At 65.8% G+C, this 19879-nt stretch carries 15 protein-coding genes and 1 tRNA gene; 12 read left to right on the plus strand and 4 right to left on the minus strand.

Annotated features, from left to right (window positions below; genetic code table 11):
- Positions 1–116 precede the first annotated feature (116 nt).
- Together AC1VVG_RS24015 and AC1VVG_RS24020 are read left to right on the plus strand one after the other, a co-directional pair.
- A complete protein-coding gene (locus tag AC1VVG_RS24015; protein WP_049036581.1) occupies positions 117–1451 on the plus strand; it encodes an NAD(P)/FAD-dependent oxidoreductase in 1335 nt (444 codons plus the stop codon).
- A 396-nt stretch (positions 1452–1847) separates the two neighbouring features.
- The gene (locus AC1VVG_RS24020; protein WP_034185735.1) at positions 1848–2723 is read left to right on the plus strand and encodes a dienelactone hydrolase family protein; all 876 of its coding nucleotides are present in this window, start codon (positions 1848–1850) and stop codon (positions 2721–2723) included.
- A 54-nt stretch (positions 2724–2777) separates the two neighbouring features.
- On the opposite strand, the gene AC1VVG_RS24025 is transcribed toward AC1VVG_RS24020, so the two are convergent.
- Both AC1VVG_RS24025 and AC1VVG_RS24030 read right to left on the minus strand, forming a co-directional pair.
- Entirely contained in the window at positions 2778–3647 is an 870-nt protein-coding gene (locus AC1VVG_RS24025; protein ID WP_124668823.1) for a sulfurtransferase, read from the minus strand.
- A 117-nt stretch (positions 3648–3764) separates the two neighbouring features.
- The gene (locus tag AC1VVG_RS24030) at positions 3765–4871 is read right to left on the minus strand and encodes an aromatic ring-hydroxylating oxygenase subunit alpha (RefSeq protein ID WP_034185737.1); all 1107 of its coding nucleotides are present in this window, start codon (positions 4869–4871) and stop codon (positions 3765–3767) included.
- A gap of 270 nt (positions 4872–5141) precedes the next feature.
- Between AC1VVG_RS24030 and AC1VVG_RS24035 the strand changes: the two genes are divergently transcribed.
- The 4 genes from AC1VVG_RS24035 to folE2 all read left to right on the plus strand — a co-directional run bounded on the left by AC1VVG_RS24035 (position 5142) and on the right by folE2 (position 9266).
- The gene (locus AC1VVG_RS24035; protein ID WP_034185738.1) at positions 5142–5435 is read left to right on the plus strand and encodes an exodeoxyribonuclease VII small subunit; all 294 of its coding nucleotides are present in this window, start codon (positions 5142–5144) and stop codon (positions 5433–5435) included.
- Positions 5432–6316: a polyprenyl synthetase family protein gene (locus AC1VVG_RS24040; protein WP_034185739.1), complete on the plus strand. Its 885-nt coding sequence runs from the start codon at positions 5432–5434 to the stop codon at positions 6314–6316. Before AC1VVG_RS24035 ends, AC1VVG_RS24040 begins: the two co-directional genes overlap by 4 nt.
- 81 nt (positions 6317–6397) lie before the next feature.
- Entirely contained in the window at positions 6398–8302 is a 1905-nt protein-coding gene (dxs, locus tag AC1VVG_RS24045) for a 1-deoxy-D-xylulose-5-phosphate synthase (RefSeq protein ID WP_034185740.1), read from the plus strand.
- A 154-nt stretch (positions 8303–8456) separates the two neighbouring features.
- The gene (gene folE2, locus AC1VVG_RS24050; RefSeq protein WP_482836444.1) at positions 8457–9266 is read left to right on the plus strand and encodes a GTP cyclohydrolase FolE2; all 810 of its coding nucleotides are present in this window, start codon (positions 8457–8459) and stop codon (positions 9264–9266) included.
- Between the two features lie 88 nt (positions 9267–9354).
- Here folE2 and tsaD read toward each other — a convergent pair whose 3' ends face one another.
- Entirely contained in the window at positions 9355–10395 is a 1041-nt protein-coding gene (gene tsaD / locus AC1VVG_RS24055) for a tRNA (adenosine(37)-N6)-threonylcarbamoyltransferase complex transferase subunit TsaD (protein ID WP_034185741.1), read from the minus strand.
- A gap of 128 nt (positions 10396–10523) precedes the next feature.
- Between tsaD and AC1VVG_RS24060 the strand changes: the two genes are divergently transcribed.
- From AC1VVG_RS24060 to AC1VVG_RS24085, 6 genes are all read left to right on the plus strand, one after another.
- Complete coding sequence (locus AC1VVG_RS24060) at positions 10524–11744, plus strand: BaiN/RdsA family NAD(P)/FAD-dependent oxidoreductase (protein ID WP_034185742.1); 1221 nt, start codon at positions 10524–10526, stop codon at positions 11742–11744.
- Positions 11745–11849: 105 nt separating this feature from the next.
- On the plus strand, positions 11850–12062 hold the full coding sequence (gene rpsU / locus AC1VVG_RS24065) for a 30S ribosomal protein S21 (RefSeq protein WP_006479415.1): 213 nt from the start codon (positions 11850–11852) through the stop codon (positions 12060–12062).
- A 194-nt stretch (positions 12063–12256) separates the two neighbouring features.
- Entirely contained in the window at positions 12257–12703 is a 447-nt protein-coding gene (locus tag AC1VVG_RS24070; RefSeq protein ID WP_006479409.1) for a GatB/YqeY domain-containing protein, read from the plus strand.
- Between the two features lie 70 nt (positions 12704–12773).
- Positions 12774–14639, plus strand: a complete 1866-nt coding sequence (gene dnaG / locus AC1VVG_RS24075; protein ID WP_482836446.1) for a DNA primase — start codon at positions 12774–12776, stop codon at positions 14637–14639.
- A gap of 88 nt (positions 14640–14727) precedes the next feature.
- On the plus strand, positions 14728–17148 hold the full coding sequence (gene rpoD, locus AC1VVG_RS24080; RefSeq protein ID WP_080287699.1) for an RNA polymerase sigma factor RpoD: 2421 nt from the start codon (positions 14728–14730) through the stop codon (positions 17146–17148).
- 129 nt (positions 17149–17277) lie between these two features.
- Positions 17278–17353, plus strand: a tRNA-Ile gene (locus AC1VVG_RS24085).
- Between the two features lie 253 nt (positions 17354–17606).
- Here the strand turns inward: AC1VVG_RS24085 and AC1VVG_RS24090 are convergent.
- Positions 17607–19781: a TonB-dependent siderophore receptor gene (locus tag AC1VVG_RS24090; protein WP_124668825.1), complete on the minus strand. Its 2175-nt coding sequence runs from the start codon at positions 19779–19781 to the stop codon at positions 17607–17609.
- Positions 19782–19879: the final 98 nt, after the last annotated feature.

Consider the following 19879-nt stretch of genomic DNA (forward strand, 5'->3'; position numbering starts at 1 on the left):
AGTGCTTCGAACTGCACAACGATGGTGTCCGAACCGGTTAATCCACCGGGCGGCGCGAATGCATCGCATTGGCTTTGCCCGGCGGCAGCAGTTTCGAATCGCAAAGGGGGAATCAGATGCATCGGATCATCATCGTAGGCGGAGGCGCGGGCGGCCTGGAACTGGCGACGCGGCTCGGCGACCGTTACGGCGCGCGCGGCAATCGTCCCGCGCGTGCGCTTGTCACGCTCGTCGACCGCAATCCGACCCACATCTGGAAACCGCTGCTGCACGAGGTTGCGGCCGGCAGCATGGACCCGTTCACGCAGGAGCTCGAATACGCGGCGCAGGCGCGCTGGCACGGCTTCGAGTTTCAGCAGGGCGAGCTGACCGGGCTCGACCGCACGGCGAAGCGCGTCACGTTGTCGCCCCTCAACGACAGCGACGGCGCGGAACTGCTGCCGGCGCGCGAGCTGGAATACGACACGCTCGTGATCGCGATCGGCAGTACGACCCACTTCTTCGGCGTGCAGGGCGCACCGGAAAACGCGATCGCGCTCGATACGGTCGGGGAGGCCGAGCGCTTCCGCAAGCGGCTGATCGCCGCGTGCATGCGCGCCGAACACCAGGCGCCTGCGCCGACCGCCCCGGGCGAAACGGCCGAGCCGCGCATCCAGGTCGTGATCGTCGGCGGCGGCGCGACGGGCGTCGAGTTGTCCGCGGAACTGCGCAACACGGCGCAGGTGCTGTCCGTGTACGGGCTGCACAAGCTCGATCCGCGCCACGACGTCGGCATCGTGCTGATCGAATCGGGACCGCGGATCCTGCCGGCATTGCAGGAACGCGTGTCGACCGCGACGGCCGAACTGCTCGAGAAGCTGGGCGTGCGATTGATGCTCGGCGAGCGCGTGACCGAGGTCGCGCCGGGGTTCGTGCATACCGCGAGCGGCAAGGCGGTGCGTGCGGACCTGACGGTCTGGGCGGCCGGCATCAAGGCGCCGTCGGTGCTGTCGCATCTCGACGGCCTGCAGGTCAACAAGCTCGGCCAGCTCGACGTGCGCCGCACGCTGCAGACCTTCACCGACGACAACGTGTTCGCGCTCGGCGACTGCGCGGCGTGCGTGTGGCCCGGCAACGAACGCAACGTGCCGCCGCGCGCGCAGGCTGCGCACCAGCAGGCGAGCTTCCTGCTGAAGGCGATCGGCTGCCGGCTCGAAGGGCGTCCGCTGCCCGAGTTCACGTACAAGGATTTCGGCTCGCTCGTGTCGCTCGGCCACTTCAGCGCGGTCGGCAACCTGATGGGCGGGCTGATCGGCGGCAACATGCTGATCGAAGGGCTGTTCGCGCGTTTCATGTACATGTCGCTGTACCGGCTGCACATCGCGGCGCTGCACGGCTATCCGCGGATGATCCTCGACACGGTCGCGCACTGGCTGCGGCGCACGACGCTGCCGCGCGTCAAGCTGCACTGATCGCGCGTTCGCGCGGGGGCGGGCGGGTAGCGTGCGCGTCGCGCAGGTTCCCCGCCCGTTGTTTTTGCAGGAGGCGACGGCATCGCCCGCGGGATTTTCTTTTCAATCGGCAAGCATCCGGCGAATCGCGACGGCCGGCAGGCGACGGGCCGCGTGACGATCCGACAGGCCACCAGCGGGCTTGTGCGTGGGGATCGAGGCGGTCGACGCAACACGTCGTAATCGAGTCTTACACATCTGACAGTTGACGCGACAACGGATTATTGGGCATCTTGTCCGGGTTTCCGTCCGCGGCGGGGGTGCCCACCGCCGCGACGTCCGCGCCGTGCGCCGGCGCGATGCCCCGTCATACGCATCCGGAATCGTGACGGCGGCGCCCAATCGAGGAGTGCATTCATGTTGAAACCCGAAGTCGACAGCCTGGTCCCCCACGTTCCGTTCTCGCGCCGCAAGTTCATGCAGGCCGCGCTGGGCGGCACCTTCGCGGCGGCCGTGCTGCCCGTTTCGGCGCAGACGGTCACGACCGACAGCGCCGGGCTGGACGTCGACACCGTCGAGATCCGCTCGGGCGACGCGAGCGTGCCGGCTTATCGCGCGCAACCGGCCGACAAGACGAACCTGCCGGTCGTGATCGTGATCCACGAGATCTTCGGCGTGCACGCGCATATCGCCGACGTCTGCCGCCGTTTCGCGAAGCTCGGTTATCTTGCGATCGCGCCCGACCTGTTCGCGCGGCAGGGCAATGCGGCGAAGTATCCGACGATGAAGGAGCTGTACGACCACATCATCAGCAAGGTGCCGGACCGCCAGGTCACCGAGGATCTCGATGCGACGGTGGCGTGGGCCGGCAAGAACGGCGGCGACCTGACGCGTCTCGGCGTGACGGGCTTCTGCTGGGGCGGGCGCCAGGCGTGGCTCTATGCCGAGCACGATCCGCACGTGCGCGCGGCCGTTGCATGGTATGGCTTCGTCGAGGGCAAGACCGACGAGATGACGCCGTTCAACCCGGTCGATCATGCGTCGTCGCTGAAGGTGCCGGTACTCGGTCTGTACGGCGAGAAGGATACGAACATCACGCAGGCGTCGCTCGCGGACATGCGCAAGGCGATCCAGGCGAGCGACTCGAAGCTCGCGCGCGAATCGGAGATCGTCGTGTATCCGGATGCCGGTCACGCGTTCTTCGCCGACTACCGGCCGAGCTACGTCAAGGGCGATGCCGAGGACGGCTGGAAGCGCGCGATCGCGTGGTTCCACAAGTACGGCGTGATGTAAACGAGCAGCGGCGGCCCATGCCGCCGCTTCGTCACTGCTGCGTGACGCTGGTGCTTACGGCGTCGGGCCGGTGGCGATCGGCCGCGACGGATCGGCGCTCCATTCGCTCCACGAGCCCGGGTACAGCGATGCGCCGTGCAGCCCCGCCACCTCCATCGCCAGCGCGTTGTGGCACGCGGTCACGCCGGAGCCGCATTGCAGGATCACGCGGTTCGGCTCGGTGCCGGCCAGTACGGTCGAGAACGCTTCGCGCAATTCATGGCCGGTCTTGAAGCGGCCGTCGGCATTCAGGTTGTCCTTGAAGAAGCGGTTGCGCGCGCCGGGGATGTGGCCGCCGACACGATCGATCGTTTCGTTTTCGCCGCGGTAGCGGTCCGGTGCGCGCGCATCGATCACGACGCGCGTGGGCGACGTCACGTTCGCGAGCACGGCTGCCGCGTCGACCGTCGATTCGAGCGGCGCTGCCGCGCGGAAATCGCCGGCGGCCGGTTGCGGCACGTCGGCCGTCAGCGGCTGGCCCGCTGCTTCCCAGGCCTGCAGGCCGCCGTCGAGCACGGCGACCGAATCGTGGCCGAGCCAGCGTAGCAGCCACCACAGGCGCGCCGCATACGCGCCGCCTTGCGCGTCGTATGCGACTACCTGCTGGCCTTGCTTGACGCCGTGGCTGGCGAGCAGCGTGGCGAATGCGTCGCGGGTCGGCAGCGGATGGCGGCCGTTGGTGCCGGTCTTGCGGCCCGACAGGTCGCGGTCGAGATGAAGGTAGTGTGCGCCGGGGAGGTGGCCGGCCGCATAGGCCGCTTCGCCTGCGCCGGGATCGGCGAGATCGAAGCGGCAGTCGAACAGGACGACGCTGCCGGGCGCCGCGGCCAGGCGCTCGGCGAGGTTGGCGGCGGAGATGAGCGTGGTGTAGTGAGTGTGTGGCATGACGACTCCCTGGAGTGCAATTGGCCTGACACTCCAAGTCTAAACAAAAAAAGACGGGCCGAAGCCCGTCTTTTCGTCTGCCGGATACCATGCGGCGTCAAGGCGCCGCACCGGCCGTCAGAGGTCGCCGAGGTGGCGGCGCAGGAATTCGTGGAAGTGCTGCATGCCGTCTTCCATCGGGCTCTGGTACGGGCCGACCTGCGACTCGCCGCGTGCCATCAGCGCACGGCGGCCTGCGTCCATCCGCATGGCGATCTCGTCGTCCTCGACGGCCGTTTCCATATAGGCGGCGCGCTCGGCCTCGACGAATTCGCGTTCGAACAGCGCGATTTCCTCGGGGTAATAGAACTCGACGATGTTGGTCGTCTTCTGCGGGCCGCGCGGGATCAGCCACGACACGACGAGCACGTGCGGGTACCACTCGATCATTAGGCCCGGGTAGTAGACCATCCAGATCGCGCCGAACTCCGGCGGCACGCCGTTGCGGAACTTCAGCACCTGCTCGTGCCATTTCTGGTAAGTCGCGCTGCCCGGTTTCGCGAGCGCGTTGTGCACGCCGACCGTCTGCACGCTGTACCAGTCGCCGAACTCCCACTTGAGGTCGTCGCACGACACGAAGCTGCCGAGACCCGGGTGGAACGGGACGACGTGGTAATCCTCGAGGTAGACCTCGATGAACGTCTTCCAGTTGTAATCGCACTCGTGCACTTCGACGTGATCGAAGTGGTACTCGGAGAAGTCGAAGTGATGCTTGGTGCCGAGGTGGGCAAGATCGCGCGCGACGTTGCGGCCTTCGGCCTCGAACAGCAGCCCCTGCCAGTTTTGCAGCGGGCTCTTGCCGAGGTTCAGGCACGGCTTGTCGGGGAAGTGCGGTGCGCCGAGCAACTCGCCTTCCAGGTCGTACGTCCAGCGGTGCAGCGGGCACACGATGTTCTGCGTGCGGCCGCGCCCGTTGAGCATGATCGCCTGACGGTGGCGGCAGACGTTCGACAGCAGTTCGATCTGGTTCGTCTGGTTGCGGACCAGCACGCGGCCTTCCTGCTCGGACGGCAGCGCGAAATAATCCCCCGCCTCGGGCACCATCAATTCGTGCCCGACGTAACGAGGTCCTTTCTTGAAGAGGGTTTCGATCTCGCGCTCGAGTAGCGCCTCATCGAAATATGCAGTGACTGGAAGCTGGCTGTGGGCCGACTTCAACTGAAGCGCATCGCTCAGATTGGACATTCCCACTCCCGGTGTTAGCGTGAAAGCAGTGAACAACCCAACCATCGAAAAATCGATTTAGGGAAACGGAGAATTATACCCGGTTCGCCTCGCAAGGCTAGGATTAAGTGCCTGATTTGTGTCAATTTTTTGTCGGGCGACCCGCGGGAGGCGCACAATGTGCGTCGGAGATGGGGCCGGAATATGTACCGGGGTGCCCACGACGGCAGGTCGGAAAATTCTCTTTTGCCGTAGAATGTCCGACTTGTTTTGAAATTTGACACCTCGTCCATGGCGAAAACCGCATCCCCAGGCGCCACGCCGCCCGGCAATGGCACCGAACCGTTGCCGGACAATTACGAGATGGCGCTCGCGGAACTCGAGACGCTGGTTGCCCGGATGGAAGGCGGCGCGTTGAGCCTCGAGGATTCACTGACGGCATACCGCCGCGGTGCGGCCCTCGTTGCGTTTTGCCAACAGCAGCTCGAGAAAGTGGAGCAGCAGGTTCGCGTGCTCGACGGCGCGACGCTGAAGCCGCTTTCGTCCGGAACGGCCGCCACGGACGGCGAAGACGACGATCTATGACATTCGAACAATGGATGCGGTCCGTGCTTGACCGTGTCGAGAACGCACTCGGCCACTATCTGCCCGCCGATACCGCGATGCCCGCGAAACTTCACGAGGCGATGCGCTACGCGGTCCTCGGTGGCGGCAAGCGGGTTCGTCCGCTGCTGTGCCATGCAGCAGGCGAACTGACCGGCGCGACGGAAGCGGCACGCAATGCGGCGGCGGCGGCGCTGGAGATGATCCACGTCTATTCGCTCGTGCACGACGACATGCCGTGCATGGACGACGATGCGTTGCGCCGCGGCAAGCCGACCGTGCACGTGCAGTACGACGAGCCGACGGCCCTGCTGGTCGGCGACGCGCTGCAGTCGCAGGCGTTCGTCGCGCTGACCGACGCCGAGGCGCTGTCGCCGGTGCAGCAGGCCGCGCTCGTGCGTGAACTGGCGCTTGCGAGCGGCTCGATCGGCATGGCGGGCGGGCAGGCGATCGACCTGGCGAGCGTCGGCCTCAAGCTGACGCGCGAACAGCTCGAAACGATGCACCGGATGAAGACCGGCGCACTGCTGCGCGCGGCCGTGCGGATGGGCGCGCTGGCCGGCGAGACGCCGTCGGCGGAAACGATGGCCGCGCTCGACGTCTATGCGGGGGCCGTGGGTCTGGCCTTCCAGGTCGTCGACGACATTCTCGACGTCACGACCGATTCGGCGACGCTCGGCAAGACGGCCGGCAAGGACGCGGCGAACGACAAGCCGACCTACGTATCGATCCTCGGCCTCGAGGCGTCGCGCGAGCTGGCAGCGCAGCTGCGCGCCGAAGCGCACGACGCGCTGAAACCGTTCGGCGCACGCGCACAGCGTCTCGCCGAACTTGCCGACCTGGTAGTGAACCGGGTCAGCTGACGCGAAAGCCCGCCGCCGCGCACACGCTACGGTGCGTGCAATAGAATGCGGGCGCGTTTGATTTCCTACAATGGAACGACGATGTACGACTTGCTGAAAACCATCGACGACCCGGCGGATTTGCGCCGCCTCGATCGTCGCCAACTGCAACCGCTCGCGGATGAACTGCGTGCGTTCGTGCTCGACAGCGTGTCGAAGACGGGCGGCCATTTGTCGTCCAACCTCGGGACGGTCGAGCTGACGATCGCGTTGCACTACGTGTTCAACACGCCGAACGATCGCATCGTCTGGGACGTGGGCCACCAGACCTACCCGCACAAGATCCTGACGGGCCGCCGCGACCAGATGCATTCGCTGCGTCAGCAGGACGGCATCTCGGGCTTCCCGCGCCGCAGCGAATCCGAATACGACACGTTCGGCACCGCGCACTCGAGCACGTCGATCTCGGCCGCGCTGGGCATGGCGATCGGCAGCCAGCTGAACGGCGACGACCGCTTCTCGATCGCCGTGATCGGCGATGGCGCGATGACGGCCGGCATGGCGTTCGAGGCGATGAACAACGCGGGCGTGTCGGAAGACGCGAAGGTGCTCGTGATCCTGAACGACAACGACATGTCGATCTCGCCGCCGGTCGGCGCGCTGAATCGTCATCTCGCCCGCCTGATGTCGGGCCGCTTCTATGCGGCCGCGCGTGCCGGTGTCGAGCGCGTGCTGAGCGTGGCGCCGCCGGTGCTCGAACTCGCGCGCAAGCTCGAGGAGCACGCGAAGGGCATGGTCGTGCCGGCCACGCTGTTCGAGGAGTTCGGCTTCAACTACATCGGCCCGATCGACGGTCACGATCTCGATTCGCTGATCCCGACGCTGCAGAACATCCGCGAACTGCGCGGCCCGCAGTTCCTGCACGTGGTGACGAAGAAAGGCCAGGGCTACAAGCTCGCCGAAGCCGATCCCGTGCTCTATCACGGTCCCGGCAAGTTCAACCCGGCCGAAGGCATCAAGCCGTCGACCACGCCCGCGAAGAAGACCTACACGCAGGTGTTCGGCGAATGGCTGTGCGATGAAGCCGAGCGCGATACGCGCGTCGTCGGCATCACGCCCGCGATGCGTGAAGGCTCGGGCATGGTCGAGTTCGAGAAGCGTTTCAAGGATCGCTACTACGACGTCGGCATCGCCGAGCAGCACGCGGTGACGTTCGCGGGCGGCCTCGCAACCGAAGGGCTGAAGCCGGTCGTCGCGATCTATTCGACGTTCCTGCAACGGGCATACGACCAGCTGATTCACGACGTCGCGCTGCAGAACCTGCCGGTCGTGTTCGCGATCGACCGCGCGGGCCTCGTCGGCGCGGACGGCGCGACGCACGCGGGTGCGTACGATCTCGCGTTCATGCGCTGCATCCCGAACATGACGATCATGGCGGCATCCGACGAGAACGAATGCCGCCAGATGCTGCACACGGCGCTGCAGCAGCCGAACCCGACCGCGGTGCGTTATCCGCGCGGCGCGGGCACCGGGGTGGCGACGGTGAAGGAATTCACCGAGATCCCGGTCGGCAAGGGCGAAGTGCGTCGCCGCACGTCGCAGCCGGAAGGCAAGCGCGTCGCGATCCTCGCATTCGGCACGATGGTCGCACCGTCGCTGGCGGCGGGCGAGGAGCTCGACGCAACGGTCGCGAACATGCGCTTCGTGAAGCCGGTCGACGCGGCGCTCGTGCGCGAGCTCGCCGAAACGCACGACTACCTCGTCACGGTCGAGGAAGGTTGCGTGATGGGGGGCGCGGGCTCGGCCTGCGTGGAAGCCCTGATGGAGAGTGGGGTTATCCGACCCGTACTACAATTGGGCCTCCCTGACCTGTTCATCGATCACGGCGATCCCGCGAAGCTGCTGTCGCAATGCGGCCTCGACGGCGCGGGCATCGCGAAATCGATTCGCGAACGCTTTCTGAGCCCGGCGGCCGATGTCGCCGGTCAGGCGAAGCGCGTCGCATAAGCTGGCGCCGCCCGTGGGCGGTGCCGGTGCGACTGGCGCAACCGGTCTTCATTGATGCGGAAAACATGGGCCTGCGGGCCCATGTTGCTTTTCCGGCTGCCGCATGACGCGGCGTGCGCGTCGTCGGACGCGCGGCTTACAAGGATTGAACAAGATGAACCAGATGAATCCCGCCTTCGTGATGCCCGACGTGCAGAGCACGGTGGATATCCGTCAGATCCCGATTCAGCGCGTGGGCGTGAAGGCGGTCCGGCATCCGTTGACGGTGTGCACCGAAAGCGGCGACGTGCAGCCGACCGTTGGTGTCTGGAACCTCGACGTCCGCCTGCCTGCCGACCAGAAAGGCACGCACATGTCGCGCTTCGTCGCGCTGCTCGAAGAGAACCGCGCGCCGCTGACGGTCGAGCGTTTCCGCGCGATGCTCGCGTCGATGCTCGAGAAGCTCGAAGCCGAAGCCGGCCGCATCGAGGTCACGTTCCCGTACTTCGTGAACAAGACGGCGCCGGTGTCGGGCGTGCAGAGCCTGCTCGACTACGAAGTGACGCTCGCGGGCGAAAGCCGCAACGGCGACACGCGCCTGTTCCTGAAGGTGCTCGTGCCGGTGACGAGCCTGTGCCCGTGCTCGAAGAAGATCTCGCAGTACGGCGCGCACAACCAGCGCTCGCACGTGACGATCGATGCGGAGCTTGCAGCCGACCTGCCGGTCGAGGCGCTGATCCGTATCGCGGAAGAAGAGGCATCGTGCGAACTGTGGGGCCTGTTGAAGCGTCCGGACGAGAAGTTCGTCACCGAGCGTGCCTACGAGAATCCGAAGTTCGTCGAGGATCTCGTGCGCGACGTCGCGCAGCGTCTCGATGCGGACGAGCGCGTGGCCGCCTACGTGCTCGAGGCCGAGAACTTCGAGTCGATCCACAATCACAGCGCGTACGCGCTGATCGAGCGCGACAAGCGTCAGGTTGCATGACGCCGCGTCTTTTTGTCGCGCCATGAAGAAGGCCGCTCGAACGAGCGGCCTTTTTGCTGTGTTGCGTGCGGCGTCGCGTTGCGGGGAGTCAGCGGGCGAGCGACGCGAGATCCCAGCGCGGCTTCACCGTGAATGCGTAGTCCGCATTCGCCTGCTCGGGCCAGCGGCCGAGCCGCAGTGCGCCCGCGAGCGCGATCATCGCGCCGTTGTCGGTGCAGAGCGCGAGATCGGGGTAGTGCACGTCGAAGCCGCGCTTGGCCGCGGCGGCCGACAATGCCGCACGCAACTGGCGGTTCGCGCCGACGCCGCCCGCGACCACGAGGCGCTTGAGTCGGGTCTGCTTCAGCGCGGCGAGCGACTTCGCAACGAGCACGTCGACGGCCGCGTCGACGAAGCCGCGCGCAAGATCGGCTTTCGCGCGCTCGAGTGCTTCGCCTTCCAGCTTCGCCGCCTCGAACTTCTTCATCTGCGTGAGCACGGCCGTCTTCAGGCCGCTGAAGCTGAAGTCGAGATCGCCCGAATGCAGCATCGGGCGCGGCAGCACGACCGCGCCCGGCGTGCCCGTCTCGGCGAGCTTCGACACTTCCGGGCCGCCCGGGTAGCCGAGGCCGATCAGCTTCGCCGTCTTGTCGAACGCTTCGCCGGCCGCGTCGTCGAGCGTTTCGCCGAGCGTCTCGTACACGCCGACGTCGGTCACGCGCATCAGCTGCGTGTGGCCGCCGGATACCAGCAGCGCGATGAACGGAAACGGCGGCGGCGCGTCGACGAGCAGCGGCGACAGCAGGTGGCCTTCGAGGTGATGGATGCCGACGGTCGGCTTGTTCCATGCGAGGGCGAGCGCATTCGCGATGCTCGCGCCGACCAGCAGCGCGCCGGCGAGGCCGGGGCCCTGCGTGAACGCGATCGCGTCGATGTCGTCGCGGCGCGTGCCGCTTTGCGCCATCACTTCCTCGAGCAGCGGCAGCGCGCGGCGGATGTGGTCGCGCGACGCGAGCTCGGGCACGACGCCGCCGTAGTCGCGGTGCATCGCGATCTGCGAATGGAGCGCGTGCGCGAGCAGGCCGCGCTGCGTGTCGTAGAGCGCGAGGCCGGTTTCGTCGCAGGAGCTTTCGATGCCGAGAACGAGCATGGGTGCGGGCAGGGCGCGGTGTCGGGCGCGCCGCGGGAAGGTCAACGTAACCGGAAAGTATAGCAGGCGAGGGCCGGCCGGCGCAGGCGGCGGCCCGGGCCCGATGCCGGGCAGGTACAATCCGCGCCATGGAAACCTATGACATCGCCGTGATCGGCGCGGGCGCCGCCGGGATGATGAGCGCCGCGGTCGCCGGGCAGCTCGGCCGCCGCGTCGTGCTGATCGATCACGCGCCGCGGCTCGCCGAGAAGATCCGCATCTCGGGCGGCGGCCGCTGCAACTTCACGAACCTGTACGCCGGCCCCGACAACTATCTGTCGTCGAATCCGCATTTCGCGCGCTCGGCGCTGGCGCGCTATACGCCGCGCGACTTCCTCGGGCTGCTCAAGCGCCATCACGTGACCTGGCACGAAAAGCACAAGGGGCAGCTCTTCTGCGACCACGGCAGCGACGCGATCATCGACGTGCTGAAGCACGAGTGCGACGCGGGCGGCATCGCGTGGCGCCGGCCCGTCGTCGTCGATGCGGTGCGCCACGCGCCGGCCGACGGCTTCGTGCTCGACACGCAGCAGGCTGGCGCGATCGGTGCGCGCGCCCTGATCGTCGCGACGGGCGGCCTGTCGATTCCGAAGATCGGCGCGACCGACTTCGGCTACCGGCTGGCGAAGCAGTTCGGCCACAAGCTCGTCGATACGCGGCCCGCGCTCGTGCCGCTGACGTTCGCGCCGCAGGACTGGGAGCCGTTCGCGGCGCTGTCGGGCGTGTCGCTCGAGGTACGCGTGTCGACCGGCGACAGGAAGCGCGGCGGCGAATTCGTCGAGGATCTGCTGCTGACCCATCGCGGCCTGTCCGGGCCCGGCATCCTACAGATCTCGAGCTACTGGCAGCCCGGCGACCCGATCCGCGTCGACCTGCTGCCGCAGCGCGACTCGGTGGCCGACCTGCTCGACGCGAAGCGCACGTCGAAGCGCCAGATCGGTTCGCTGCTCGCCGACTGGGTGCCGTCGCGTCTCGCCCATGCGTGGCTCGATACGCATCGCGTCGCGGCCGACGCGCGGCTCGCGGACCTGCCCGACCGGACGCTGCGCCAGATCGGCGAGGCGCTGTCCGGCTGGACGCTGACGCCGAACGGCACCGAGGGCTACAAGAAGGCCGAAGTGACGAAGGGCGGGGTCGATACGCGCGAGCTGTCGTCGGCGACGATGATGAGCGCGCGCGTGCCGGGGCTGTATTTCGTCGGCGAGGCGGTGGACGTGACGGGCTGGCTCGGCGGCTACAACTTCCAGTGGGCATGGGCGTCCGGCACGGCGGCCGGGCAAGCGGCGGCGGAGTATTCGCGCGCCGTCTGACGGGCCGCGGCGGCCCGTTCAAGCGGGACCAGGCCCCGTGCCTTTAGGCAATCGCTCTGCTATACTCGGTAGTCTTTCCCTGCAAACCTTTATTCGTGTCGGATCATGACGATCATTCGCGTTAAAGAGAACGAGCCGTTCGAAGTTGCAATGCGTCGCTTCAAGCGCACGATCGAGAAGAATGGTCTGCTGACCGAGCTTCGCGCGCGCGAGTTTTACGAGAAGCCGACCGCGGAGCGCAAGCGCAAGAAGGCCGCTGCGGTGAAGCGTCATTACAAGCGGATTCGCAGCCAGACGCTGCCGAAGAAGCTGTACTGAACGATTGGGCGCCGCGCGGTTCGCTGAGCGGCGCACCGGCGACTCCGTGCGATCGGGTGCGATCGCACAGCCGATCAGGCGGCGAGTCGCCGATGCCGGATTCGAGCAACCCGCTTGAGACACTGTCCCAAGCGGGTTTTTGTGTTGACGCCCGTTCGCGGGCGTCGGATTCACGTTTCCATCCCGGGTGAAAGATGAGTTTGAAAGAGCAGATCAGCGAAGACATGAAGGCCGCGATGCGCGCGAAGGAAAGCGAGCGCCTGGCGACGATTCGCCTGCTGATGGCCGCGATCAAGCAGCGTGAGGTCGATGATCGCGTGACGCTCGACGACGCGGGCATCACGGCCGTGATCGACAAGATGATCAAGCAGCGCAAGGATTCGATCAGCCAGTTCCAGGCCGCCGGCCGCGACGACCTCGTCGCGAAGGAGCAGGCCGAGCTGACCGTGCTGGGCGGTTACATGCCCGCGCAACTGTCGGACGCCGAAGTGGCGGCCGAAGTCCAGGCGGCGGTCGCGCAAACCGGCGCAGCCGGTCCGCAGGACATGGGCAAGGTGATGGGCGTGCTGAAAGGCAAGCTCGCCGGTCGTGCCGACATGACGGCCGTTTCCGCGCAGGTCAAGGCCGCGCTCACGAAGTAAAACCCGTTCCCGGCGCGCCCAGCGATGCGTGCGCCGGGCGTCGTATTGTCTTTTTTCGTTCGATCCCACGGTGATTCCGCATTCGTTCCTGCAGGACTTGCTGAACCGCGTCGATATCGTCGACGTGGTGGGTCGGTACGTGCAGCTCAAGAAGGGCGGCGCCAACTTCATGGGGTTGTGCCCGTTCCATAACGAGAAGAGCCCGTCGTTTACCGTCAGCCCGACCAAGCAGTTCTATCACTGCTTCGGTTGCGGCGCGCACGGCACGGCAATCGGCTTCCTGATGGAGCACGCGGGGCTCACGTTCCCGGAAGCCGTGCAGGAACTCGCGCAGTCCGTCGGGCTGACCGTGCCGCACGAGCCGTCGATGCGCGGCGGAGGCGGGGGCGGCGACTATCCGGCGCCGGTGTCGAAATCGGTCGCGACCGCGCTGTCCGATGCGATGACGGCCGCGTGCGACTACTACCGCAAGCAGTTGCGCGGTGCGACCGTCGCGATCCAGTACCTGAAGAACCGGGGCCTGACCGGCGAGATCGCCGCGCGTTTCGGCCTCGGCTACGCGCCGGACGGCTGGCAGAACCTCGAAGCCGCGTTCCCGGACTATCGCGACGAGTCGCTCGTCGAGTCGGGGCTCGTGATCGTCAGCGAGAAGACCGACGCGCAGGGCGTCGCGCGCCGCTACGACCGGTTCCGCGAGCGGATCATGTTCCCGATCCGCAACGTGAAGGGACAGGTGATCGGCTTCGGCGGCCGCGTGCTCGGCAGCGGCGAACCGAAATACCTGAACTCCCCCGAAACGCCGCTGTTCAACAAGGGCAGCGAACTGTACGGGTTGTTCGAGGCGCGGCTCGCGATTCGCGAGCGCAAGTACGTGCTGGTCGTCGAAGGCTACATGGACGTCGTCGCGCTCGCGCAGCTCGGGTTCCCGAACGCGGTCGCGACGCTCGGCACCGCGTGCACGCCGATTCACGTGCAGAAGCTGCTGCGCCAGACCGACACGGTCATTTTCAGTTTCGACGGCGATTCGGCCGGGCGGCGGGCGGCGCGGCGCGCGCTCGAGGCTTGCCTGCCGCATGCGGGCGACAACCGCACGATCCGGTTCCTTTTTCTGCCGACCGAGCACGATCCGGACAGCTATGTGCGCGAGTTCGGCGCCGAAGCGTTCTCCGAGCAGGTCGAGCGCGCGATGCCGCTGTCACAATTTCTGTTGAACGAAGCAATTTCGGGCAAGGCGCTCGATCAGCCGGAAGGCCGCGCGAAGGCGCTGTTCGATGCGAAGCCGCTGCTGCAGGCGCTGCCCGCGAACGCATTGCGCGCGCAGATCATGCACATGTTCGCGGACCGCCTCGATATTCCGTTCGAAGAGGTCGCGGCGCTGTCGGACGTCGATACGCGGATCGCGGCGCCGCCGCGCCAGGTGCCCGCGCGCAGCGAGCGGCGCCGCGTGACGGACAGCGAAAAGCGTGCCCTGCGCACGCTGGTGATGCATCCGCGCATCGCGTCGCAGCTCGACGACGAACAGATTGCGACCCTGCGCGCGTTGCCGCGCATCGGCGAACTGTTCGCGGAAGTCGTCGACCATGCGCGCGCGCTGGGCGACGGCGCGGAGTTCCGGTTGCTGTCGGATGTCCTGCGGACGTCCTCGAACGGGGCGACTTACGAGGAAATCTTCCGCGAAATTCTGGACTATGATGAAAACGTCCGCGATTTGCTGTTACAGAATCCGGCAGACGAGACGGTGCCCGAGCGGCAGCGTGAGCAGGAACGGATCGCGGGGGAGGAGCTGCAGGCGGCGGTGCTCAAGATGCGTTATGACGCCTGCTGCGACCGGCTTGACCGGCTGGCGCGGCAATCCACCTTCACACCCGAGGAGTTGGCCGAATTGACGGAATTGAACCAGCAGCGAACCGACATGAAACGTCGACTCGGGCTGTAGGCGGCCAGGGCGCTTAGAGAGGGCTCCCCAGCGTGCTATAATATAAGGTTTCCAGCGGTTTGTTTTCTAAGCAGAGGCGAGATTCGCGATGGCAAAGACGACAGGCGGAAAGAAAGCAACAGGCAAGGGCTCGACGGAGCCGACCAAGAAGGTCACAGCGGCCAAGTCTGCTTCTTCCTCCAGGACAACGTCTTCAGCCACGTCAGCCCCAGCAGGAAAGAAAACCGCGGCCGGCACTGCTCAGGCTGCGCCGGCACCGGCAGCCAGAACACGGGCTGCCGCGAGACCCGACTCCGGGCCGGCCAAGCCGGCGGCGAAGCGGGCAAGTGCGAAAAGCGCAAGGGACACGACTGCCGACGCGGACGAAACGGCAGTACGTACTACTCATGCACCCACGGTTCAACCGGCTGTCGTCCAGCAGCCGCGAGTCGATATAGCCGGTACGGCGAACTCCATGACCAAAAAGCTGAACGAAGTATCCGTCGAAGACGACGCAAATCAGAGCGACGAGCAGCCCGCCGCAGCCGCGGCTGCTCCGGGCAAATCCAAGGTGCGCGATCGTCGCGCCAAGGAAAAGGCGCTGCTGAAGGAAGCGTTCGCGACGAGCACGCCGGGCACGGCCGAGGAGCTCGAAGAGCGCCGCGTGAAACTGCGCGCGCTGATCAAGCTCGGCAAGGAGCGCGGCTTCCTGACGTACGCCGAAATCAACGACCACCTGCCGGACAACTTCACCGAGACCGAAGCCCTCGAAGGCATCATCGGCACGTTCAACGACATGGGCGTGGCGGTTTACGAGCAGGCGCCGGACGCGGAAACGCTGCTCCTGAACGACAACGCACCCGCTGCGTCGTCGGACGATGAAGTCGAGGAGGAAGCGGAAGTCGCGCTGTCCACCGTCGATTCGGAATTCGGCCGCACGACCGATCCGGTCCGGATGTACATGCGCGAAATGGGCACGGTCGAGCTGCTCACGCGCGAAGGCGAAATCGAGATCGCGAAGCGGATCGAGGACGGCCTGCGCCACATGGTGATGGCCATCTCCGCGTGCCCGACGACGATCGCCGACATCCTCGCGATGGCCGAACGCGTCGCGAACGAAGAGATCCGCGTCGACGAGCTCGTCGACGGCCTGCTCGATCCGAATGCGTCGGACTCCGCCGATACCGACGGTTTCTCCGCGAAGGAAGCGGAAGCGATCGAGAACGAGGACGAGGAAGCCGAAGAGGAAGAGGAAGAAGAGGAAGAGGAGGAAGACGACGGTGCCGCGCAGGCATCGGCGAACGCCGCCCAGCTCGAAGCCCTCAAGCGCGCATCGCTCGAGAAGTTCTCGCAGATCAGCGAGTGGTTCGACAAGATGCGCCGCGCGTTCGAAAAGGAAGGCTACAAGTCGAAGGCCTACCTGAAGGCGCAGGAAACGATCCAGACCGAACTGATGACGATCCGCTTCACCGCGCGTACCGTCGAGCGCCTGTGCGACACGCTGCGTGCGCAGGTGGACGAAGTGCGTCAGGTTGAACGTCAGATCCTGCACATCGTCGTCGACAAGTGCGGCATGCCGCGCTCGGAATTCATCGCACGCTTCCCGGGCAACGAGACCGATCTCGACTGGGCCGAGAAGATCACCGCCGAAGGCCATTCGTACAGCGCGGTGCTGTCGCGTAACGTCCCGGCGATCCGCGAACAGCAGCAGCGCCTGCTCGACCTGCAGGCGCGTGTCGTGCTGCCGCTGAAGGACCTGAAGGAAACCAACCGCCAGATGGCGGCCGGCGAACTGAAGGCGCGCCAGGCGAAGCGCGAAATGACCGAGGCGAACCTGCGTCTCGTGATCTCGATCGCGAAGAAGTACACGAACCGCGGCCTGCAGTTCCTCGACCTGATCCAGGAAGGCAACATCGGCCTGATGAAGGCGGTGGACAAGTTCGAATACCGTCGTGGCTACAAGTTCTCGACCTACGCGACGTGGTGGATCCGTCAGGCCATCACGCGTTCGATCGCGGACCAGGCGCGCACGATCCGTATTCCGGTTCACATGATCGAAACGATCAACAAGATGAACCGCATCTCGCGGCAGATCCTGCAGGAAACCGGTCTCGAGCCGGATCCGGCAACGCTCGCCGAGAAGATGGAGATGCCGGAAGACAAGATCCGCAAGATCATGAAGATCGCGAAGGAGCCGATCTCGATGGAAACGCCGATCGGCGACGACGACGATTCCCATCTCGGCGACTTCATCGAGGACAACAACACGGTCGCGCCGGCGGATGCAGCGCTGCATGCCAGCATGCGCGACGTCGTGAAGGATGTGCTCGATTCGCTGACGCCGCGCGAGGCGAAGGTGTTGCGGATGCGTTTCGGTATCGAGATGAGCACCGACCACACGCTCGAGGAAGTCGGCAAGCAGTTCGACGTCACCCGCGAGCGGATCCGTCAGATCGAGGCCAAGGCGCTGCGCAAGCTGCGTCACCCGAGCCGTTCCGACAAGCTGAAGTCGTTCCTCGAAGGGAACTGATTTCCAGCGTCTCTCCTGCGAACGCCGCCGGCATCCGCGTGATGCCGGTGGCGTTTGTCTCCTTTGTTGTTACAATGCCGGCCCGGCTTCGTTGCCGGGGTCGCGTGTAGCACGCGTCGTCATTCACCAGGGCTTGTAGCTCAGCGGTTAGAGCAGTCGACTCATAATCGATTGGTCGCGGGTTCGAACCCCGCCGGGCCCACCAGATTCGCTTCCAACGTTGTCCGAGGAAGTCTCGAAACCCGCGATGCCATAAGGCTTCGCGGGTTTTTTGTTTCCATGGACAGTGACAGGGCAAGCGAGGGCGGCCGGTGGACTTTTCCCGTTATCTGTTGCCCCCGGACCTGTGCAGCTTCGCGAATCGCCGTGCGTTCGGTGCGGCCATGCTCGGCGCCCGAGCGACGGCTATCGGACGATAGAGCCGTCCGTGGCGCGACGGATTGGCCGCGAGGCGGCGCCTAGAAATCCGAGCGCACCGTCAACATCACGTTGCGCGCATCGCCGAATACGCTGTAATAGGTGCTGGGCGGACGAATGTAGTACCTGCGATTGAACACGTTATTCAATTGCAGCGACGCCGTCACGTGCTTGTTGAAACGATATCCCGCTTGTGCGTCGAAAACCGCATAGCCACCCTGTTCGACGCCACGCGAAATACGCGTTTGCGCGAGCATGCCGCCCCCGATCGAGAATCCGCGTAACGGGCCTTGCGAGAGCGTATATCGGGTCCACAGCTTGAACAGATGCTTCGGATCCGTGCCGTCGGTGAGATCGGGCGAGTCGTTCTCGTAGTGGGCGTTCAGATACGTGTAGCCAGCATAGAGATTCCAGTCCGGCGTCGGCTGGCCGGTGAGTTCGAGTTCGATACCCTGATTGCGTGCCTTGCCTGCGGATACGTAATAGAACTGATGGGCAGGATCGGCAACGGCACGGTTGTCGTCGTTGATGCGGAACAGCGCGGCGTTCGCATTCAGGCGGCCATCGAGCAGGCTGCTTTTCATGCCCACTTCGTACTGCTCTCCCGAGCGCGGCGGCAGGCCCGGCCCCGAGTACGTGCCTTGCGTTTGCGCATCGAGGAAACGCGCATAGTTGGCATAGGCCGTCAGCGACGGCACGATGTCCCACAGCAAGCCGGCGGACGGCAGGAAGCGATGATTGACCTGCGCGTTGGTCGTCCAGTCCGCGACGCTCGGCAACGTCGACTGCGTGCGGTCTTGCAGGAACGCCTCGCGGCCGCCGAGCACGAGCGTCAACGGCGCGGCGAGCTTGATGCGCGCCTGCGCATAGACGCCGTATTGCACGGTGCGGTGATTGGTGCCGAACGTGTACGGTACGTCCACGGCGGGTACCGCATTGGGATCGTAGAGACTGTAGGCGCCACCGTACGGACCGCTCAACGCGCGGTAACCCGACTGCGCGCCCGAGGTCATCACCGCGTAGTTCGCGCCGATGGTCAGCGTATGCGTTTGCCCCCAGAGGCGGACCGGGCCGGACACATTGGTGTCCGCGCCGAACCAGTCGTAGCTCGTGCGCTGCCGCTGGTCTCCGAAACGCGCGAGGCCGTTTGCGGTTGCGCCGGGGCCGGAGTACGCGTAGTAGGCCTTGGAGAGTTCGTGGCGGTAGAACAGCGTGGTCGAGGATTGCCACGCGCTTGCGAACCGATGCACGAGGTTGGCGTTGACCTCTTGCAACGAGGTGTACGCGTAGTTCCAGCTCGGGCTGAAGTTCCGCGTATATTCGCTCGGCACGCGCCCGGTGAGCGCGGTACGTGTGCTGTTCAGCACGCCGCCCGCACCGTAATCGATGCCGGAAATCGGCGAGACCTGATAGCCGCCCGAGAGCGACAGCGTCGTGCGCGGCGTGAGGTCCCAATCGAGCGCACCATAGGCCATCGCCTCCTTGCTGCGCGTGCGCTCGATGGATTGCATACCGGTGCTTCCCACGAGAACGGCACGTCCGCGCAGCGTGCCGTCCTTGTTCAGCGGCCCGGTGACGTCGATCATCTGGCGCACGCTGCCGAACGAATCGACCTGTGTTTCCGTGGCGAGGTGGAACTGATCCTGAGGGCGCTTGCGCACGAGATTGACGACGCCGCCCGGCTCGCCCATGCCATCGATCGAGCCTGCCGGGCCGCGCAGGATTTCGACGCGGTCGTACATCGCCAGATCGAATTGCAACTGGTACTGCAGGCCGCTCAGTGTCGGGACCCCGTCGAATTCAATGCCGAGCTGCGAGCCGCGCGCGCGGAAGTACGCGGTACCGTCGCCGTAGTCGATCGAACTGACGCCGGTCACGGAGCGCAACGCCTGCTGGATGGTCGTGACGTTCTGGTCGTCCATCCGCTCGCGCGTGAGCACCGAGACCGAGTTCGGCGTCTCCTTGATCGATTGCGCGACTTTTCCGCCGATGGTGGCCCACTTCGCAGCGTAGCTGCCGCTGCCTTCGGTGGTCGCATCGGCGTCCCTTGTGCCCACCACCGTCAAGGCGGGCAGCATGTCGCCGGCCGGGGCCGGCGTGCCTTGCGCGTGCGCCCACGAGGAGGCGAGGCACAGCGCCGAAAAGGCGAGCGGGGCACCGCTGCATCGTCCCGTCGTCGCGCGCCGTGCGCGCGGGTGGTCTATTCTCGTTGTCATGGTTGATCATCCCGATGTTGAAAAATGTCGAACTACTTCCTCCCGCCAGCGGCGGGTTGAAAAATGGGGGGGACGATCGTTATCGACGGGCATCTGAG

Source organism: Burkholderia sp. L-4 (assembly GCF_056856535.1).